Below are 18662 nucleotides of genomic sequence, written 5' to 3' on the forward strand. Positions count from 1 at the left end.
CGATTTTTTATCACGCAATATTCAGATATTTGTGCGTCTGCATTGATAAGCGCCAGTTCCGCGCGATACAGGTTTCAATACACAGGCGGGTCGCCTCTTCTTTCTGGCTGATAGGCTGCAGGGCAATGATGCGCGGCTTATCGTCGTTCAGCGTCGCCAGTAGTTCATCCAGCGCTTCAATATCACGCACGCGACCAACCGGGTGCTTGATCTCATTAGCCCGCTCCAGCGCCTGTGACAGCACATTATAGCCGCCGCGCATATTGACCTTTGGCGATACCGTCACCCAGGTATGTGGCGTACAGCGCACCTCATGGGTGCCGCTGGTTTCTATCTGGCAGCTAAAACCGTTTTGCTCCAGCAGAGAAGTTAACGGCGTTAAATCATGAATGCAGGGTTCGCCACCGGTAATCACCACATGACGTGCCGTCCAGCCCTGACGCCCAATAATCGCCAGCAGATCTTCGCCGCTTGCCGGGCCCCATTTATCGCTCTCTTTGGTCTTCGCCAGAATGCTGAACAGCGACACTTCCCGATCGGCAAGCTTATCCCAGGTATGTTTGGTATCGCACCAGGCGCAACCAACCGGGCATCCCTGTAAACGAATAAAAATGGCGGGAACGCCGGTAAAGTAACCTTCGCCTTGCAAGGTCTGGAACATCTCGTTAATCGGGTACTGCATAATCATCTCTGTCTGGGGTTATGAGCGCGCATTATCGCAGATTTACCGGCTCAGGTCTTGCCCCCGGCTGCGTTGCAGTCGGGTAAAAAATAAATAATGCCTTACCCTCACGCCGACGAGCAAACAGATCGTTATTTAATTAGCCTGATCACTCCAGCTAAAACCAGCCTCTATTCGAACGTCATTTTTGATGTAACAAAATATTTTAAGTTGTCACGATAAAAGCATAAGAAAATAGGCCAAAAGCACGACATTTCAAGAATGTACAAACTGATACATTAAATAATGAATTTCTTAATCCCGCGCAAGGTCAAATACGATCCACAGCGCCATATATATATAAATAATCTTAATAAACCGTATGTTACGGCACACTCCCATTTAATATCCGTTTAATTGTCGACGCTTAGAATCCAGTCAACCAACATAATGAGATAGCATTCATGAACACATTATTAATTACAGGTACGACCGGATTTCTGGGTGGTGCAATTTTAGAAAACGTTCTGAATCAGACCAATGAAATTAATTTGCTGCTGTTAGTTCGTGCCAATAATAATGCTGCGGCACTTCAACGGGTAAAGGAAAACCTGCGAAAATTCAATATTGCAGAAGAGAAACTGGCGGTACTCGGCGTGCAAAACATTCTGCTGGGCGATTTGGCAGCCCCGGACGTTTTTCTTGACGACCCGCGTCTGGAGCGGGTCACTCATGTTATCAATTGCGCCGCCGTTGCCTCCTTTGGCAACAACCCGTTGATCTGGAAAGTGAATGTCGAAGGAACGCTAAAATTTGCCCGAAGAATGGCCCTTGTCAGCGGCCTTCAGCGCTTTCTGCACGTGGGGACCGCAATGTCATGTTCACCAGAACCCAATTCACTGGTAGCAGAAAGCGCGGAATTTCGCGAGCACGCTGAACATCTGGTTGAGTATACGCACTCTAAATCCACGATAGAACGTCTGATGCAGCAGGAGTGCCCGACGCTACCGCTGGTTATCGCCCGTCCCTCTATTGTTGTTGGTCATACTCATCACGGCTGTCAGCCTTCCAGCAGCATCTTTTGGGTGTTCAGTATGGGTCTGATGCTGCAAAAATTTATGTGTTCTATGGAAGATCGTATTGATGTTATCCCCGTCGATTACTGCGCCGATGCGCTGCTGATGCTGCTTAATTGCCCCCTTGCCCATGGGGAGGTGGTACACATTTCGGCAGGAGAAGAAAATAGCGTGAGGTTTGCGGATATTGATAACGCCATGGCATCCGCGCTAAAACAAGCTCCGGTTGGCAACAAGTACGCTCAGGTCAGCTATGAAACGCTGGTCAACATGCGTCGTGAACTGAAGGATATCTTCGGCCCCTGCAACGAACGTCTGATGCTAAAAGCCATGCGCCTGTATGGTGCCTTCGCCACGCTCAATGTACGATTCAGCAACGACAAACTGCTCAGTATGGGGATGCCGAAACCACCACGCTTTACCGATTATATCGATCGCTGCGTGCAGACAACCCGCGGACTTTCGATTCCACAGCAAATGGCGGTGGATTTTAAGTAATCAATTTTGTCCCGACAAAAAAATGCCAGCCCGAAGGCTGGCATCAGATTGCTGACAAAGTGCGTTTTTCCGGAATTGCCCGGCGGCGCTTCGCTTGCGCGGGCCTACGAAAAACCCATAACATGATGATATTATTGGTTTTACATGCCAAGTAAGGCGATAGCCGCCACCCGGCAGAAATGCGAGCACAATATCTAAATCAGGTTTGTCATCAGCCTCATGCCAGCCCGAAGGCTGGCATTTTCATATCAGATAAAGACAGACTTATGCCTGACCTTTGATCTCTTTACGACCGTTGTACGGCGCTTTTTCACCCAACGCTTCTTCGATACGAATCAGCTGGTTGTATTTAGCAACGCGGTCAGAGCGGCTCATCGAACCGGTTTTGATCTGGCCAGCAGCAGTACCTACAGCCAGGTCAGCGATGGTCGCATCTTCAGTTTCGCCTGAACGGTGAGAGATAACGGCAGTGTAGCCCGCGTCTTTCGCCATTTTGATTGCAGCCAGCGTTTCGGTCAGCGAACCGATCTGGTTGAATTTGATCAGGATGGAGTTAACGATGCCTTTCTCGATGCCTTCTTTCAGGATCTTGGTGTTGGTTACGAACAGATCGTCGCCAACCAGCTGGATTTTGTCGCCCAGCACTTTAGTCTGGTATGCGAAACCTTCCCAGTCAGACTCGTCCAGACCGTCTTCGATAGACACGATCGGGTACTGTTTAGTCAGTTCTTCGAGGAAGTGAGTGAATTCTTCAGCGGTGAACGCTTTGTTGCCTTCACCAGCCAGAACGTATTTGCCGTCTTTGTAGAACTCAGACGCTGCGCAGTCCATCGCCAGAGTGATGTCTTTGCCCAGCTCGTAACCAGCTGCTTTAACTGCTTCAGCGATAACGGCCAGAGCTTCAGCGTTGGAGCCCAGGTTCGGCGCATAGCCGCCTTCGTCACCCACCGCGGTGTTCATGCCTTTGCCTTTCAGCACTTTTGCCAGATGATGGAAAACTTCAGAACCCATACGGATGGCTTCTTTTACCGTTTTCGCGCCAACCGGCTGAATCATAAATTCCTGGATATCAACGTTGTTGTCAGCGTGTTCGCCGCCGTTGATGATGTTCATCATCGGAACCGGCATAGAGTATTTGCCCGGAGTGCCGTTCAGCTCAGCAATGTGCTCATACAGCGGCTGGCCTTTAGACGCCGCAGCAGCTTTGGCGTTAGCCAGAGAGACCGCCAGGATTGCGTTCGCACCGAAGTTAGATTTGTTTTCAGTACCGTCCAGGTCGATCATGATTTTATCAATGCCAGCCTGATCTTTGGCGTCTTTGCCAAGGATTGCCTGCGCGATCGGGCCGTTAACCGCTGCAACAGCTTTGGTTACGCCTTTACCCAGGAAACGGGATTTGTCGCCATCGCGCAGTTCCAGCGCTTCGCGGGAACCGGTAGAAGCACCTGACGGAGCGGCTGCCATACCAACGAAACCACCTTCCAGGTGTACTTCGGCTTCAACAGTCGGGTTACCACGGGAGTCGATGATTTCACGACCGATGACTTTAACGATTTTGGACATTAGGTTTTCCTCAGTACAAGTTAAACTAAAACTCCAGACAAACAATGCACCCTGATGGGTGCATTGCCGTTCTAACTCTTTTACTTCGCCTGACGCTTCTGGTACTCGCCAGCGGCTTTCACAAAGCCAGCAAACAGCGGGTGCCCATCACGCGGCGTCGAAGTAAACTCCGGATGGAACTGACAGGCAACAAACCACGGATGGTTCGGCACCTCGATGATCTCGACCAACTGATCATCCCCGGAACGGCCCGCAATGCGCAGGCCCGCATTTTCAATCGGTTTTAACAACATATTATTGACTTCGTAGCGATGACGGTGGCGCTCGGTAATGGTTGGCTCACCGTACAACTGGCGCACCAGACTATCGTCGCTGAGCTGGCACTGCTGAGCCCCAAGGCGCATTGTGCCGCCCAAATCGCTCTTCTCAGAACGTACTTCAACATTGCCTTCTTCATCACGCCATTCGGTAATCAGCGCCACAACCGGATACTTACAGTCTGGCACAAATTCCGTGGAATTAGCGTTTTCCATTCCCGCTACGTTGCGCGCAAACTCAATCAGCGCAACCTGCATACCCAGACAAATCCCCAGGTACGGAATATTGTTTTCTCGCGCATAGCGCGCAGTGGCAATCTTACCTTCAACTCCGCGATAGCCGAAGCCGCCGGGGATCAGGATAGCGTCCAGATTCTTCAGAATTTCGACGCCGCGCGTTTCAACATCCTGCGAATCGATCAGCTTGATGTTGACGGTTACGCGGTTTTTCAGACCACCGTGTTTCAGCGCTTCAATCACCGATTTATAGGCATCCGGCAGTTCAATGTACTTGCCGACCATCCCGATGGTGACTTCACCTGCCGGATTCGCTTCTTCGTAGATAACCTGTTCCCATTCGGCCAGGTTCGCTTCCGGACAGTTTAAGCTGAATCGTTTACAAATATAATCGTCCAGCCCCTGAGATTTCAACAGGCCTGGAATTTTATAAATGGAATCGACATCTTTCATCGAAATAACCGCTTTTTCCGGCACATTGCAGAACAATGCAATTTTGGCGCGTTCGTTCGCCGGAATCGCGCGATCGGAGCGGCAGACCAGGATATCAGGCTGAATACCGATGGAGAGCAGCTCTTTAACGGAGTGCTGGGTCGGTTTGGTTTTGACTTCACCCGCAGCAGCCATGTATGGCACCAGGGTTAAATGCATAAACAGCGCGTTTTCACGACCGATATCCACCGCCAACTGCCGAATCGCTTCGAGGAACGGCAGAGACTCGATATCACCTACCGTGCCGCCAATTTCGACCAGCACCACATCATGGCCTTCGCCACCCGCGAGCACGCGCTCTTTGATGGCGTTGGTGATGTGCGGAATAACCTGTACGGTCGCGCCCAGATAATCGCCACGGCGCTCTTTACGCAGAACGTCGGAATAGATACGGCCGGTTGTGAAGTTGTTGCGGCGGCTCATCTTGGTGCGAATGAAACGCTCATAGTGGCCCAGGTCCAGATCGGTTTCAGCGCCGTCTTCAGTAACGAACACTTCCCCGTGTTGGATTGGGCTCATGGTACCTGGATCGACGTTGATGTACGGATCCAGTTTCATCATGGTCACGTTAAGCCCACGGGCTTCAAGAATGGCTGCGAGGGAAGCTGCGGCAATGCCTTTACCCAGAGAGGATACGACCCCGCCGGTCACAAAAATATAGTTCGTTGTCATGCTGAACCTGAGAAGTTAGGTTTAAAAGACGATGGAATAACCAGGACGGGAAAGCAGTATACCCGATCATGACTGACGCCACAAACTTTCATTATCCCTCCTCTTCATCCGGCTCACACAAACGCGGGGAGTGAGAAAATAGCCGCTTTTGGCGAAATGTTTTTGACGTAAATCAAGCGCTTGTTATTTAAAAAATCACACAAATCGCGCTTGATCACGAAAACTCTTTAGAGATCAGTTTCCTGGCGTTTTACTTCCTGCCACACCTGCTCCATGATATCGAGGTCGACGCCGGTCATTTCCAGACCGCGCGCGGCGATAATCCGCTCAACTTCACGGAAACGTCGCTCAAATTTGAGGTTGGCTTTTTGCAGCGCGACTTCAGCTTTTACCCCCAAATGGCGGGATAAATTCACCGTCGCAAACAGCAGATCGCCCACTTCCTCTTCCAGTTTAGCGTCATCCACCACCGCCTGCTGCGCTTCGTGCATCACTTCATCCATCTCTTCATGCACTTTGTCCAGCACCGGGCCAAGGGAAGTCCAGTCAAAACCCACCGCCGAGCAGCGTCGTTGAATCTTATGCGCGCGCATCAGCGCGGGCAGACTATGGGGAATATCATCCAGCGCGGAGTGCTGTGACTTTTCCGCACGCTCAGCGCTTTTAATCTGCTCCCAACGCGCCAGTACTTCGCTGCTGTTGCCCGCGGACGCATCACCGAAAATATGCGGGTGACGGCGCTCCAGCTTGTCGCCGATCGCCGCGCAGACGTCGTTGAAATCAAAGCGTCCCTCTTCCTGCGCCATCTGAGCATAGAATACGACCTGAAACAGCAGGTCGCCCAGTTCGCCGCGAAGATCGTCGAAATCTTCCCGGGCGATAGCGTCGAGCACTTCATAGGTTTCTTCGAGGGTATAAGGCGCGATGGTCGCAAACGTCTGCTCTTTATCCCACGGACAGCCATTTTCCGGGTCGCGCAAACGTTGCATGATGCCAAGCAGGCGATCGATTTGATTCATGTGAAAATCCTGAAATTTGTCACCAACGTAGGCCTGATAAGACACGTCAGGCCTTATCAGGTAAAAAAATGCCGGATAGCGGCTGATGCGTTATCCGGCCTGGAAAGCGATTAATTACCATGCAAGCGACGCGCGTCGATCACATCCGGCACCTGGTTGAGTTTACTGAGCACGCGACCCAGTACCTGTAGATTGTAGATTTCGATGGTCATATCAATCGTTGCCAGTTGCTGTTTGGTATCGCTGCGGCTGGCAACCCCCAGCACATTGACCTTCTCATTTGCCAGAATGGTGGTGATATCCCGCAGCAGACCGCTACGGTCGTTAGCCTGGACGCGCACAACCAACGAATACCCCGCCGAGTAGCTTTCTCCCCATACCGCGTCAACAATGCGCTCCGGCGCATGAGATTGCAGCTCCGCAAGCTGTTCGCAATCCGCCCGATGCACAGAGATTCCGCGCCCCTGGGTGATAAAGCCGACAATCTCATCCCCCGGGATCGGCTGGCAGCAGCGCGCAATGTGGTGCATCAGATTACCCACACCTTCCACCACCACGCGGCCATTATCTTTGCTGCGGTTTTGCGGAGTATAGGTCTTCTGCTGCAGTTGCTTCAGCGCCGCCGCATCCTGTTCCGCCGCACTTGGCTTATTGAACTGCGCCTGCAGGAAGTTAACCATCTGATTAAGACGAATATCACCACCGCCAATCGCCGCCAGCAGCTCATCCTGATCGTTGAAGTTATAACGCGGCAGCAGGTGTTTTTCCGCATCCTTGAGGCTAATCCCCAGATGCTCAAGCTCGTCATCAAGGATCTGCCGTCCAGCCAGAATATTTTTGTCGCGATCCTGTTTGCGGAACCAGGCATGAATTTTGGAACGCCCGCGGCTGGTCGTAACGTAGCCCAGGTTCGGGTTCAGCCAGTCACGGCTTGGGTTCGGCTGCTTCTGGGTAATGATTTCAATCTGATCCCCCATTTGCAACTGATAGGTGAACGGCACAATACGCCCGCTGATTTTTGCCCCGATGCAGCGATGGCCAACATCACTGTGAATATGGTAGGCAAAATCCAGCGGCGTTGAGCCCGCCGGCAAATCCACAACATCACCCTTCGGCGTAAAAACATACACCCGGTCGTCAAAGACCTGGCTACGAACCTCATCCAGCATTTCGCCGGAATCCGCCATCTCTTCCTGCCAGGCAATCAGTTTCCGCAGCCAGGCAATACGATCTTCGTAACCTCGTCCGCCGCTGGCGCCTGCGCTGGCTCCCTCCTTGTACTTCCAGTGGGCAGCCACCCCCAGTTCGGCATCTTCATGCATCTGGCGGGTACGAATTTGAATTTCAATGGTCTTGCCGCTCGGGCCAAGTACGACAGTATGAATCGACTGATAGCCATTCGGCTTCGGATTGGCGACATAATCATCAAACTCATCCGGCAAATGACGGTAGTGAGTGTGTACGATCCCCAACGCGGCATAGCAGTCCTGCAGGCGCTCAGCGACAATACGCACCGCGCGGACATCAAACAGTTCATCAAAGGCGAGATGTTTTTTCTGCATTTTGCGCCAGATGCTGTAAATATGCTTTGGTCGCCCATAGACCTCGGCCTTAACGCCTTCGGCTTTCATCTCCGCGCGCAGCTTACCGACGAACTCGTCAATATAGTGTTCGCGATCGATACGACGCTCATGCAGCAATTTAGCGATACGCTTGTATTCCGCCGGATGCAGATAGCGGAAGCAATAATCTTCCAGCTCCCACTTAAGCTGACCAATCCCCAGACGGTTGGCCAGCGGCGCATAGATATTGGTGCACTCTTTAGCCGCCAGCACGCGCTCATCTTCCGGGGCATCCTTCACTTCACGCAGATGCGCAATACGCTCTGCCAGCTTAATCACCACGCAGCGGAAATCATCGACCATCGCCAGCAGCATGCGGCGAATGTTATCCACCTGCTCAGAAGAAACGGAATCGGTATGGGTGGCTTTAAGCTGGCGTATCGCCGCCATATCCCGCACGCCGTGAATAAGGGAAACGACGGACTTGCCCACGCTCTCCTGGAGGATCTCCTCACTGACAACGTTACCGTCCGCCAGCGGGAAAAGCAGCGCGGCACGCAGCGTGTCGCTATCCATGCTCAGCATGGAGAGGATTTCCACCATCTCCACGCCGCGCCATAGCAACAGCTCCGCCTGCGGGTGTCCCTGCGTTTTCTCTCGACAATAATCCCAGGTTTCGGCTAAGCGTTCACACGACTGCTGGCTGGAAATCCCCAGACTCGCGATCCATTTCTTCGGGTCAAATTCACCAGCTTTATTTAAATGTGCACTTCTTACCGCAACCATTGTCCTCTCCTTAAGGGACCAGCCTGCCGAAGTCGGCAAGCTTCAACTTTTACACTTTTTTCTTCAAACCGCATCAGCCCGGGCTTCCGCCGCCCCAATGCGATCCGAATGATTTTGTGTAAGCTCGTGCTCAAACAACACCATTGATTCCAGATGGCCGGTATGTGGAAACATATCCAGCATTGCCAGGCGCTGAATTTTATATCCCGCCTGCAATAAAACGTCGCTATCGCGTGCCAGCGTCGCCGGGTTACAGGAAACATACACCACCCGACGCGGCGCTAACTTTATAATATGTAACATTACGCCCGGCGCACCGGCGCGCGCCGGGTCGAGCAACACTTTATCAAACCCATGCTTCGCCCACGCCTGGCGGGTAACATCTTCTTCCAGATTTTCATGAAAGAAAGTCACATTTCGCAATCCATTCAGCGCCGCATTCTCTCGCCCCTTCTCCACCAGTGCGGGAACGCCTTCAACGCCGACAACCTGCGCCGCCCGCTTCGCCAGCGGCAGGGTAAAGTTGCCCATTCCGCAAAACAGATCCAGCACCCGATCCTGCGGCTGAATATCAAGCCACGCCAGCGCCGTGCGCACCATCAGTTGGTTAACGCCATCGTTCACCTGGATAAAATCGCGCGGACTGAACACTAAGCGTAGACCGTCCGATGTGTACCAGGGATTCTCCCCGCGAATATGTTCCAGTATTTCGCTCTGCGGGGCGAGATACAGCGCAAGCCCGTGGGATTGCGAAAAGCGTTCCAGTTTTTCTTTATCTGTCGCCGGGAGCGAAGCGGTGTGACGCAACACCATCAACGGGCCGTTATCCGCCTGGACCAGTTCAACATGCCCGAGCAGACGACCCCCCTGTAGGCCTGACAGGCATTCACGCACCGCAGGCAGCAATGCACCAAGTTCAGGCACCAGTACAGGGCATTGCACCACATCGACAATTTCATTTGAATTAGCCTTGCGGAAGCCTACCTGTAATTGTTGGGTCCTTGACTGATAATTCAAGCTCAGACGCGCCCGCCGACGATAGCCCCACGGCGCCCCGGCGATAATCTCATCAACATCCCGCTTCATTAGTCTGGCCAGCGCAGCGCGTTTGCTCTGCTGCTGCAACGCAATGCTGGCATGCTGTTGCTGGCATCCGCCGCATACGCCAAAATGCGGGCAGCGCGGAGTCTGCCGCTGTGGACTATCGCTAAGACGGCGTTTAACCTGAGCGTGGGCATACTGTTTTTTCTCGTCGACCAGCACAACGTCGGCCTGCTCTTGCGGCAATAATCCGGGAATAAATAATGTTTTACCCTGGTGACGCGCAACACCCTGGCCAAAAGGGTCAAGGTCATTTACCGTAACAGGTATGATCTGGCGCGTCGTCACACGCCGTTTTGCAGAGTAGAATTGCGCCATCGTAGAGATATGTCTCAATTAAAGATATTGACTCAAAATATGCGTTCCTTCAGGTTGCGACACACCAGCTACACGCTCGCCGCCTGAAGAATGATATGTCTATTCTCCCATAATGGAACCGCATGACCAACTACAGCCTTCGTGCCCGCATGATGATGCTTATTCTGGCGCCGACCGTCCTGATCGGTTTGCTGCTCAGTATTTTTTTCGTCGCACACCGCTATAACGATCTACAGCGCCAGCTTGAAGATGCCGGAGCCAGTATTATCGAACCACTGGCGGTCTCCAGCGAATATGGCATGAATTTGCAAAACCGCGAGTCAATCGGGCAGTTAATCAGCGTGCTACATCGCCGCCATTCCGAAATTGTACGGGCCATTTCCATTTATGACTCGCACAACAGGCTGTTTGTCACCTCCAACTTTCAGCTCGATCCCGGTGAGCTTCAGTTGCCGGAAGGTACCCCCTTCCCCCGCCATTTAAGCGTTACTCGCCATGATGATTTGATGATTTTACGCACCCCTATTGTCTCAGAAAGCTATTCACCGGATGAATCACCGGAGAGTGACGCTAAGATGCCGGATAATATGCTGGGCTATGTGGCGCTTGAACTGGATCTTAAATCGGTACGATTACAGCAATATAAAGAGATTTTCATCTCCAGCGTGATGATGCTGTTCTGTATCGGTATCGCGCTGATCTTCGGCTGGCGGCTGATGCGTGACGTCACCGGGCCAATTCGTAATATGGTCAATACCGTTGATCGTATTCGTCGCGGGCAGCTTGATAGCCGCGTTGAAGGCTTTATGCTCGGTGAGCTGGATATGCTAAAAAACGGCATTAACTCCATGGCGATGTCGCTGGCGGCCTACCATGAGGAGATGCAGCATAACGTCGATCAGGCGACGTCCGATCTGCGTGAAACCCTTGAGCAGATGGAGATCCAGAACGTTGAGCTGGATCTGGCGAAAAAACGCGCACAGGAAGCGGCGCGGATTAAATCCGAATTCCTCGCCAATATGTCCCATGAGCTGCGTACCCCGCTTAACGGGGTTATTGGTTTTACGCGTCTGGCGCTGAAAACCGATTTAAATACCACCCAGCGCGATCATCTCACAACGATTGAGCGTTCAGCGAACAATCTGTTGGCCATCATTAACGATGTTCTGGACTTCTCTAAGCTTGAAGCCGGAAAGCTCATTCTCGAAAGTATTCCGTTCCTGCTGCGCAATTCACTGGATGAAGTGGTCACACTGTTGGCACACTCGGCGCATGATAAAGGACTGGAACTGACGCTGAGCATCAAAAATGATGTGCCGGATAATGTGATTGGCGACCCGCTGCGCCTGCAGCAAATTATTACCAACCTCATCGGTAACGCCATCAAGTTCACTGAACACGGCAATATAGACGTACGGGTAGAACAGCGCGATATCAGCAACTCAAGAGTGCAAATTGAAGTACAGATCCACGATACCGGTATCGGTATTCCTGAACGCGACCAATCGCGCCTGTTTCAGGCATTCCGCCAGGCGGACGCCAGTATTTCCCGTCGTCATGGTGGTACCGGTCTGGGGCTGGTCATCACCCAGCGCCTGGTAAGAGAGATGGGCGGAGATATCTCCTTCCATAGCCAGCCGAATCGCGGTTCAACATTCTGGTTCCATATCAGTCTCGATCTCAATCCTAACGCGGTTCCCGACAGCGTATCGACCGACTGTCTGGAGGGAAAGAAGCTAGCCTATATTGAAGCGAATACGGTAGCGGCGCAGTGTACGATGGAGCTACTGGAAACCACGCCGCTGAAGGTGGCCTACTTCCCGACCCTGGCCTCTCTACCGGATGCTCATTACGATATTCTGTTGGTCGGTATTCCGGTATCAATACGCGATCTGAATCAGCACCGCGATAAGCTGGAAAGAGCCTGTACGCTAGCCGACCATCTGCTGCTGGCGCTACCGTGCCACGCTCAGGTAAGTGCCGAAGCGCTGAAGCATAATGGCATCGCAGCGTGTTTACTCAAACCCCTGACCTCAACGCGTTTGCTTCCTGCGTTGATGGCCTCATGCCTGGCGCAATCCACAATCCTGCCAGCGCGTTCAGAGAGTAAAAAACTGCCGATGACGGTGATGGCGGTGGATGACAATCCAGCGAATCTTAAGCTTATCGGCGCACTACTGGAAGACCTGGTTCAGCACGTCATCCTGTGTGATAACGGGCAGCACGCCGTCGAACGAGCCAGGGACGCGCAGCAGGATCTGATTCTGATGGATATTCAAATGCCGGATATGGACGGTATCCGCGCCTGCGAACTGATTCACCAGATTCCTCATCAGCAACACACGCCGGTGATCGCCGTAACGGCACACGCGCTGGAAGGACAGCGGGAGAAATTACTGAGCGCGGGAATGAACGATTATCTGGCGAAGCCTATTGAGGAAGATAAACTCTACAGCCTGTTGCTTCGCTACCAGCCGGGAAAGCATACGGCGACACACACCAGCGAAATGCCCATTAATGATAATGTCACTCTTGACTGGCAACTGGCGCTGCGCCAGTCAGCGATGAAGCCGGACCTGGCGCGGGAAATGCTACAAATGCTTATCGCTTTTATGCCGGAAGTCCGTAATACGGTAGAGGAGCAACTGGTCGGTGAACATCCGGAAGGCTTGCTGGATTTGATTCATAAACTCCACGGCAGCTGTAGCTACAGCGGCGTGCCGCGGCTGAAAAAAATATGTCAGACCATCGAGAGGCAACTGCGCGCTGGCACCGCTGCCGAAGCGCTGGAACCCGAGCTTCTGGAACTGCTGGATGAGATGAATAACGTCACACGAGAAGGGTGTAAGCTGACGGGAATGTAAAACCCCGGCCAGACGTTCGGCCGGGGAAAACTTATAACATTTGCCCCATTTTCAGTACCGAGGCGACGTTTCTTGCCGTCATACGCACGTTGTCAGCCGCGTTTTCCAGCGCCTCATTAAGCGTACAAATAGCGTAAATGACGCTGAAAACAGCGTCCAGGCCATGCTGATGCACCACGCCGACATCCGCGGTCAGGCTTCCGGCAATCCCAATCACGGGGATATCATAGCGTTTTGCCACTCTCGCCACGCCAACCGGAACTTTTCCGTGAATAGTCTGGCTATCAATACGCCCTTCACCGGTAATCACCAGATCCGCATCAGCCACCACATCAACAAGATGTAAAGCGTCAGTCACAATCTCGATGCCGGGCCGCAGTTTCGCCCCGCAAAAGGCATATAATCCCGCGCCCATACCACCCGCCGCGCCGCCGCCTTCAAGATTCAACACATCAACATCTAAGTCACGATAAATAATCTCGGCAAAGTGGGCCAACCCCTTATCCAGGCTAACGATCATCTCCGCCGTTGCGCCTTTTTGCGGCCCAAATACCGCCGTCGCGCCTTGCGGCCCCGTCAGCGGGTTGGTGACATCACAGGCAACGTCAATACGACATCCGCCCAGACGTGGATCAAGCCCGCTAACATCAATGCGCGCCAGATTATCCAGTGCGCCGCCGCCAGGGGCAATTTGCTGATTGTCTTTAGTCAACAGCTTTGCGCCCAGCGCCTGCACCATTCCTGCGCCGCCGTCGTTAGTCGCACTGCCGCCGATACCGATAATGATCTGCTTAACGCCTGCGTCCAGGGCGTGACGAATAAGCTCACCGGTTCCCCACGACGTGGTTAACAGCGGATTACGTTGCGCTGCGGGTACGCTTTCCAGGCCGCTTGCTGCCGCCATTTCGATAAAAGCGCACTGCTTATCGCCCGAAAGCCCATAAAAAGCCGCCACCGGTTCACCAAGCGGCCCCGTAACGGTAACCGCAACCCGATATCCCTGCGTGGCGGCCACCATGGCTTCAACAGTCCCTTCGCCGCCATCAGCAACCGGCAGTTTGATATATTCCGCGTCGGGATAAATCTCCCGGAAACCCTGCTCTATCGCAGTTGCAACATCCAGTGCACTCAGGCTCTCCTTGTATGAATCAGGCGCGATCACGATCTTCATAAGCTGTCCTTAAAATGAGCATTTACCCCACACCGCGGAAAAAAACCGGCCCCGCAGGGACCGGCATGTCCTTAGCGCACCATGCACGGACGTTTGTTATCATACGTCCAGTTCGGGATCAGGTACTGCATCCCCATGGCATCATCGCGCGCGCCGAGACCGTGTTTCTGATACAGCTCGTGGGCTTTCATTACCTGGTCCATATCGATCTCTACGCCCAGACCGGGTTTCGCCGGAACCTGAACCATCCCGCCTTTGATTTCAAACGGTTCTTTAGTCAAACGCTGGTTGCCTTCCTGCCAGATCCAGTGAGTATCAATAGCGGTGATCTTGCCCGGTGCCGCCGCTGCCACGTGAGTAAACATTGCCAGCGAAATATCAAAGTGATTGTTAGAGTGCGAGCCCCAGGTCAGACCGAACTCATGACACATCTGCGCCACCCGGACGGAACCCTGCATAGTCCAGAAGTGCGGATCCGCCAGTGGAATATCCACGGACTGCAGCGACAACGTATGCCCCATCTGACGCCAGTCGGTGGCAATCATGTTGGTCGCCGTCGGCAGCCCGGTGGCGCGACGGAATTCAGCCATCACTTCACGCCCGGAGAAACCCTGCTCGGCGCCGCAAGGATCTTCCGCATAGGCCAGGGCGCCTTTCAGATATTTGCCGATTTTGATCGCTTCATTCAGCGACCAGGCGCCGTTTGGATCCAGCGTCACGCGCGCCTGCGGGAAGCGTTTCGCCAGCGCGACAATTGATTCCGCTTCTTCTTCCCCGGCCAGCACGCCGCCTTTCAGTTTAAAGTCATTAAAACCATACTTCTCATATGCCGCTTCCGCCAGGCGAACAACCGCATCTGGCGTCATCGCTTCCTCGTGACGCAGACGATACCAGTCGCACTTCTCATCCGGCTGACTCTGGTAGGGCAGCGGCGTCGCTTTACGATTGCCAACGAAGAACAGGTAGCCCAGCATTTCTACTTCACTACGTTGCTGACCCTCTCCTAACAGTGACGCCACGTTCACGCCCAGATGCTGCCCCAGCAGATCAAGCATTGCCGCTTCAATCCCGGTCACCACATGAATAGTGGTACGCAGATCGAAGGTCTGCAAACCGCGACCGCCCGCATCGCGATCGGCAAACGTATTGCGCACGGCGCTCAGTACGTTTTTATATTCCCCCAGCGTCTTACCTGCTACAAGCGGGATGGCATCCTCCAGAGTCTTACGGATTTTCTCGCCACCGGGAATTTCGCCAACGCCAGTATGACCAGCGTTATCTTTCATCACCACAATATTACGCGTGAAGAACGGGGCGTGCGCGCCGCTCAGGTTCATTAGCATACTGTCGTGGCCTGCAACCGGAATCACCTGCATGGAGGTCACAACCGGGGTAGTAAATTGTGTGCTCATAATTCGGTCCTTATTAAATTACACAATCAGTGACGGCCGAAAACGGGACGTTTACGGTCAAAAGTCCAGCCAGGGATCAGGTACTGCATCGGGCCTGCGTCATTGCGCGCGCCGCCGGGCAGTTTTTTATACGCTTCATGCGCTTTGTTAACCTGCTCCCAGTCGAGTTCGACGCCGAGACCTGGCGCATCCGGCACGGCAATTTTTCCGCTCTTAATTTCCAGCGGCTGCTTCGTCAGGCGGCAATCGCCCTCCTGCCAGATCCAGTGGGTGTCAATCGCCGTGGGCTTACCCGGCGCAGCCGCACCGACGTGAGTGAACATGGCCAGCGAAATATCAAAGTGGTTATTAGAGTGGCAGCCCCAGGTCAGGCCCCAGTCATCGCACAGTTGCGCCACGCGCACCGCGCCGGAGAGCGTCCAGAAGTGCGGATCGGCCAGCGGAATATCCACCGCGTTTAGCATCACCGCATGGCCCATTTCGCGCCAGTTGGTGGCAATCATGTTGGTCGCCACCGGTAACCCCGTCGCACGGCGGAACTCAGACATCACTTCGCGGCCTGAAAAACCCTGTTCGGCGCCGCACGGATCTTCAGCATACGTGAGTACATCATTCAGCCCTTTGCACAGGGAGATGGCTTCATCGAGCAACCAGGCGCCGTTAGGATCGACCGTAATACGCGCATCCGGGAAACGTTTTTTCAGCGCGCGGGCGGTTTCGATTTCCTGCTCGCCGGGAAGCACACCGCCTTTCAGTTTAAAATCTTTAAAGCCGTAGCGATCCTGTGAGGCTTCCGCCAGACGTACCACCGCGTCACTGTTCAGCGCCTCCTGATGACGCAGACGATACCACTCATGATTGCCCGGCGTGCTCTCCTGGTAGGGCAGATCGGTCTTTGTACGATCGCCCACATAGAAGAGATAGCCCAGAACGGTGACCGCATCACGTTGCTTACCCGGGCCTAACAGTTCGCAGACCGGCACGTTAAGCGCTTTGCCCAGCAAATCCAGTAGCGCGGCTTCCAGCGCCGCGACCGCATTCACCCGTAGCTCAAAGGTCCAGGCGCCTTTACCAAAGGTGTCAAAGTCAGCGGCCTGGTTGCCTTTATGCACCTGCTGAACCACTTTATTCAGGCGAGCAACTTCCTGACCTAAAACCATCGGGATCGCATCCACCAACGTCTGATATATCACCTCGCCGCCCGGCGCTTCACCAACGCCGGTATTCCCGGCGTTATCAGTAAGCACCACGATATTGCGGGTAAAATAGGCGTTATGCGCGCCGCCGATGTTAAGTAACATGCTGTCGTGCCCGGCCACCGGAATGACCTTCATATCAGTAATAACGGGACTCGATTGGGTTGTCATTATCCTTATCCTCTGACAGGTTTCAGTTCAACGCGTTTAATATCACCCACCAGCACCAGATAGCTCAGTACCGCAACCAGCGCATGAACGCCGACATAGACCAGCGCACCTTTAAACGAGCCCGTGGCGCCAACGATATAGCCAATCGCAATTGGCGTGACGATGCCGGAGATATTGCCGAACATATTAAACAGACCGCCGCTCAGGCCGCTGATCTCTTTCGGCGCAGTATCCGCCATCACCGCCCAGCCCAGCGCACCGATACCTTTACCGAAGAAGGCCAGCGCCATAAAACCGATGACCATCCACTCAGCGCTAACGTAGTTACAAAACACCATCACCATCGACAACAGCATGCCCATGACAATTGGCGTTTTACGCGCAATATTTAACGAACCTGTCCGGCGCATCAACCAGTCGGAAATGATCCCGCCAAGTACGCCGCCCGCGAAGCCACAGATGGCCGGAACCGAAGCGATAAAACCCGCTTTCAGAATCGACATGCCGCGCGCCTGCACCAGATAGACCGGGAACCAGGTAATAAAAAAGTAGGTCAGGGCGTTGATACAGTACTGGCCGATATACACGCCAATCATCATGCGTGACCCCAGTAGTTGTTTGATTTGCCCCCACTTCACACTGAACGGCACTTTCGTTTTCGCGCCGGGCTGATCCATATTGATCAGCGCGCCGCCCGCGGCGATATACTCCAGTTCCTTTTGGTTTACGCCTGGATGCTGGTTAGGTTCATGAATGACTTTCATCCAGATAAAGCTGATAATGATCCCGAGACCGCCCATAAAGAAGAACACGTGCGACCAGCCCACCGCATGGGTCAACCACCCCATGATCGGCGCGAAGATAACGGTGGCAAAGTATTGCGCGGAGTTAAAGATAGCGACCGCCGTTCCCCTCTCCTGCGCCGGGAACCATGCCGCCACGATACGGCTGTTGCCGGGGAAGGAAGGCGCCTCGGCTAACCCTACGAGGAAACGCAGGGTAAATAGCGCGACGATAATGCCGAAGCCGTTAAAGATATCAACAAAGCCCTGCAGCAAAGTGAACATGGACCAGACAAAAATGGACCAGAAGTAGACGCGTTTTGAACCAAAGCGGTCAAGTAACCAGCCGCCTGGGATCTGACCAATAACATAGGCCCATGAAAACGCAGAGAAGACGTAGCCCATACCAACCGCATCGAGGCCAATATCTTTGGCCATCTCCGAACCGGCAATGGATAACGTGGCGCGGTCACCATAGTTGAAGGATGTGACGATAAACAACATCACCACTATCCAGTAGCGAGCATTGGTGCGCTTTTCAGCGCCGCTCGCCGCTTGACTTAATGAACTCATTGTTGCACTCCTGAATCATAGCGTTAGCTACATTCATTCTGAACAGCACAACCTGTAGGGTACTCAGAATGACGTGTGGGTGTTTTTTCATAATTTTCGTTATATCTGGCACTGCATTGTCACTGGCAGGAAAAGTATAAAAAGAGGGGCGAGTTGGCTCACCGTGCAAATACACAGCTTTTGCGGCGATG

Annotated in this window: 12 protein-coding genes; 2 read left to right on the forward strand and 10 right to left on the reverse strand. The window is 53.4% G+C overall.

The window, feature by feature from the left end; translation table 11 throughout:
- Positions 1–10 precede the first annotated feature (10 nt).
- A complete protein-coding gene (gene queE, locus FN037_RS14465; RefSeq protein WP_138360064.1) occupies positions 11–682 on the reverse strand; it encodes a 7-carboxy-7-deazaguanine synthase QueE in 672 nt (223 codons plus the stop codon).
- Between the two features lie 443 nt (positions 683–1125).
- Here queE and FN037_RS14470 point away from each other — a divergent pair, with 443 nt between their 5' ends.
- On the forward strand, positions 1126–2235 hold the full coding sequence (locus tag FN037_RS14470) for an SDR family oxidoreductase (RefSeq protein WP_138360065.1): 1110 nt from the start codon (positions 1126–1128) through the stop codon (positions 2233–2235).
- Between the two features lie 264 nt (positions 2236–2499).
- Here the strand turns inward: FN037_RS14470 and eno are convergent, their stop codons facing one another.
- The 5 genes from eno to rlmD all read right to left on the reverse strand — a co-directional run bounded on the left by eno (position 2500) and on the right by rlmD (position 10302).
- Positions 2500–3798: a phosphopyruvate hydratase gene (eno, locus tag FN037_RS14475; protein ID WP_138360066.1), complete on the reverse strand. Its 1299-nt coding sequence runs from the start codon at positions 3796–3798 to the stop codon at positions 2500–2502.
- Positions 3799–3878: 80 nt separating this feature from the next.
- Entirely contained in the window at positions 3879–5516 is a 1638-nt protein-coding gene (gene pyrG, locus FN037_RS14480) for a glutamine hydrolyzing CTP synthase (RefSeq protein ID WP_138360067.1), read from the reverse strand.
- Between the two features lie 227 nt (positions 5517–5743).
- Entirely contained in the window at positions 5744–6535 is a 792-nt protein-coding gene (mazG, locus tag FN037_RS14485; RefSeq protein WP_138360068.1) for a nucleoside triphosphate pyrophosphohydrolase, read from the reverse strand.
- Positions 6536–6645: 110 nt separating this feature from the next.
- A complete protein-coding gene (gene relA, locus FN037_RS14490) occupies positions 6646–8883 on the reverse strand; it encodes a GTP diphosphokinase (protein WP_138360069.1) in 2238 nt (745 codons plus the stop codon).
- A 63-nt stretch (positions 8884–8946) separates the two neighbouring features.
- On the reverse strand, positions 8947–10302 hold the full coding sequence (gene rlmD / locus FN037_RS14495) for a 23S rRNA (uracil(1939)-C(5))-methyltransferase RlmD (protein WP_142502535.1): 1356 nt from the start codon (positions 10300–10302) through the stop codon (positions 8947–8949).
- Between the two features lie 122 nt (positions 10303–10424).
- Here rlmD and barA point away from each other — a divergent pair, with 122 nt between their 5' ends.
- Positions 10425–13166, forward strand: coding sequence for a two-component sensor histidine kinase BarA (barA, locus tag FN037_RS14500; RefSeq protein WP_138360071.1), 2742 nt, complete (start codon positions 10425–10427; stop codon positions 13164–13166).
- A gap of 31 nt (positions 13167–13197) precedes the next feature.
- On the opposite strand, the gene FN037_RS14505 is transcribed toward barA, so the two are convergent.
- From FN037_RS14505 to gudP, 4 genes are all read right to left on the reverse strand, one after another.
- Positions 13198–14337 carry a glycerate kinase gene (locus FN037_RS14505; RefSeq protein ID WP_142502536.1) on the reverse strand — a complete coding sequence of 380 codons (1140 nt, stop codon included), beginning with the start codon at positions 14335–14337 and terminating at the stop codon, positions 13198–13200.
- 71 nt (positions 14338–14408) lie between these two features.
- Positions 14409–15749 carry a glucarate dehydratase gene (gene gudD, locus FN037_RS14510; protein WP_138360073.1) on the reverse strand — a complete coding sequence of 447 codons (1341 nt, stop codon included), beginning with the start codon at positions 15747–15749 and terminating at the stop codon, positions 14409–14411.
- Between the two features lie 26 nt (positions 15750–15775).
- A complete protein-coding gene (locus FN037_RS14515) occupies positions 15776–17116 on the reverse strand; it encodes an enolase C-terminal domain-like protein (RefSeq protein ID WP_142502537.1) in 1341 nt (446 codons plus the stop codon).
- Between the two features lie 5 nt (positions 17117–17121).
- Positions 17122–18471, reverse strand: coding sequence for a galactarate/glucarate/glycerate transporter GudP (gene gudP / locus FN037_RS14520; RefSeq protein WP_138360075.1), 1350 nt, complete (start codon positions 18469–18471; stop codon positions 17122–17124).
- Between the last annotated feature and the right edge of the window lie 191 nt (positions 18472–18662).

It is taken from the genome of Klebsiella sp. 2680 (assembly GCF_900198535.1).
Taxonomy (GTDB): Bacteria; Pseudomonadota; Gammaproteobacteria; order Enterobacterales; family Enterobacteriaceae; genus Klebsiella; species Klebsiella indica.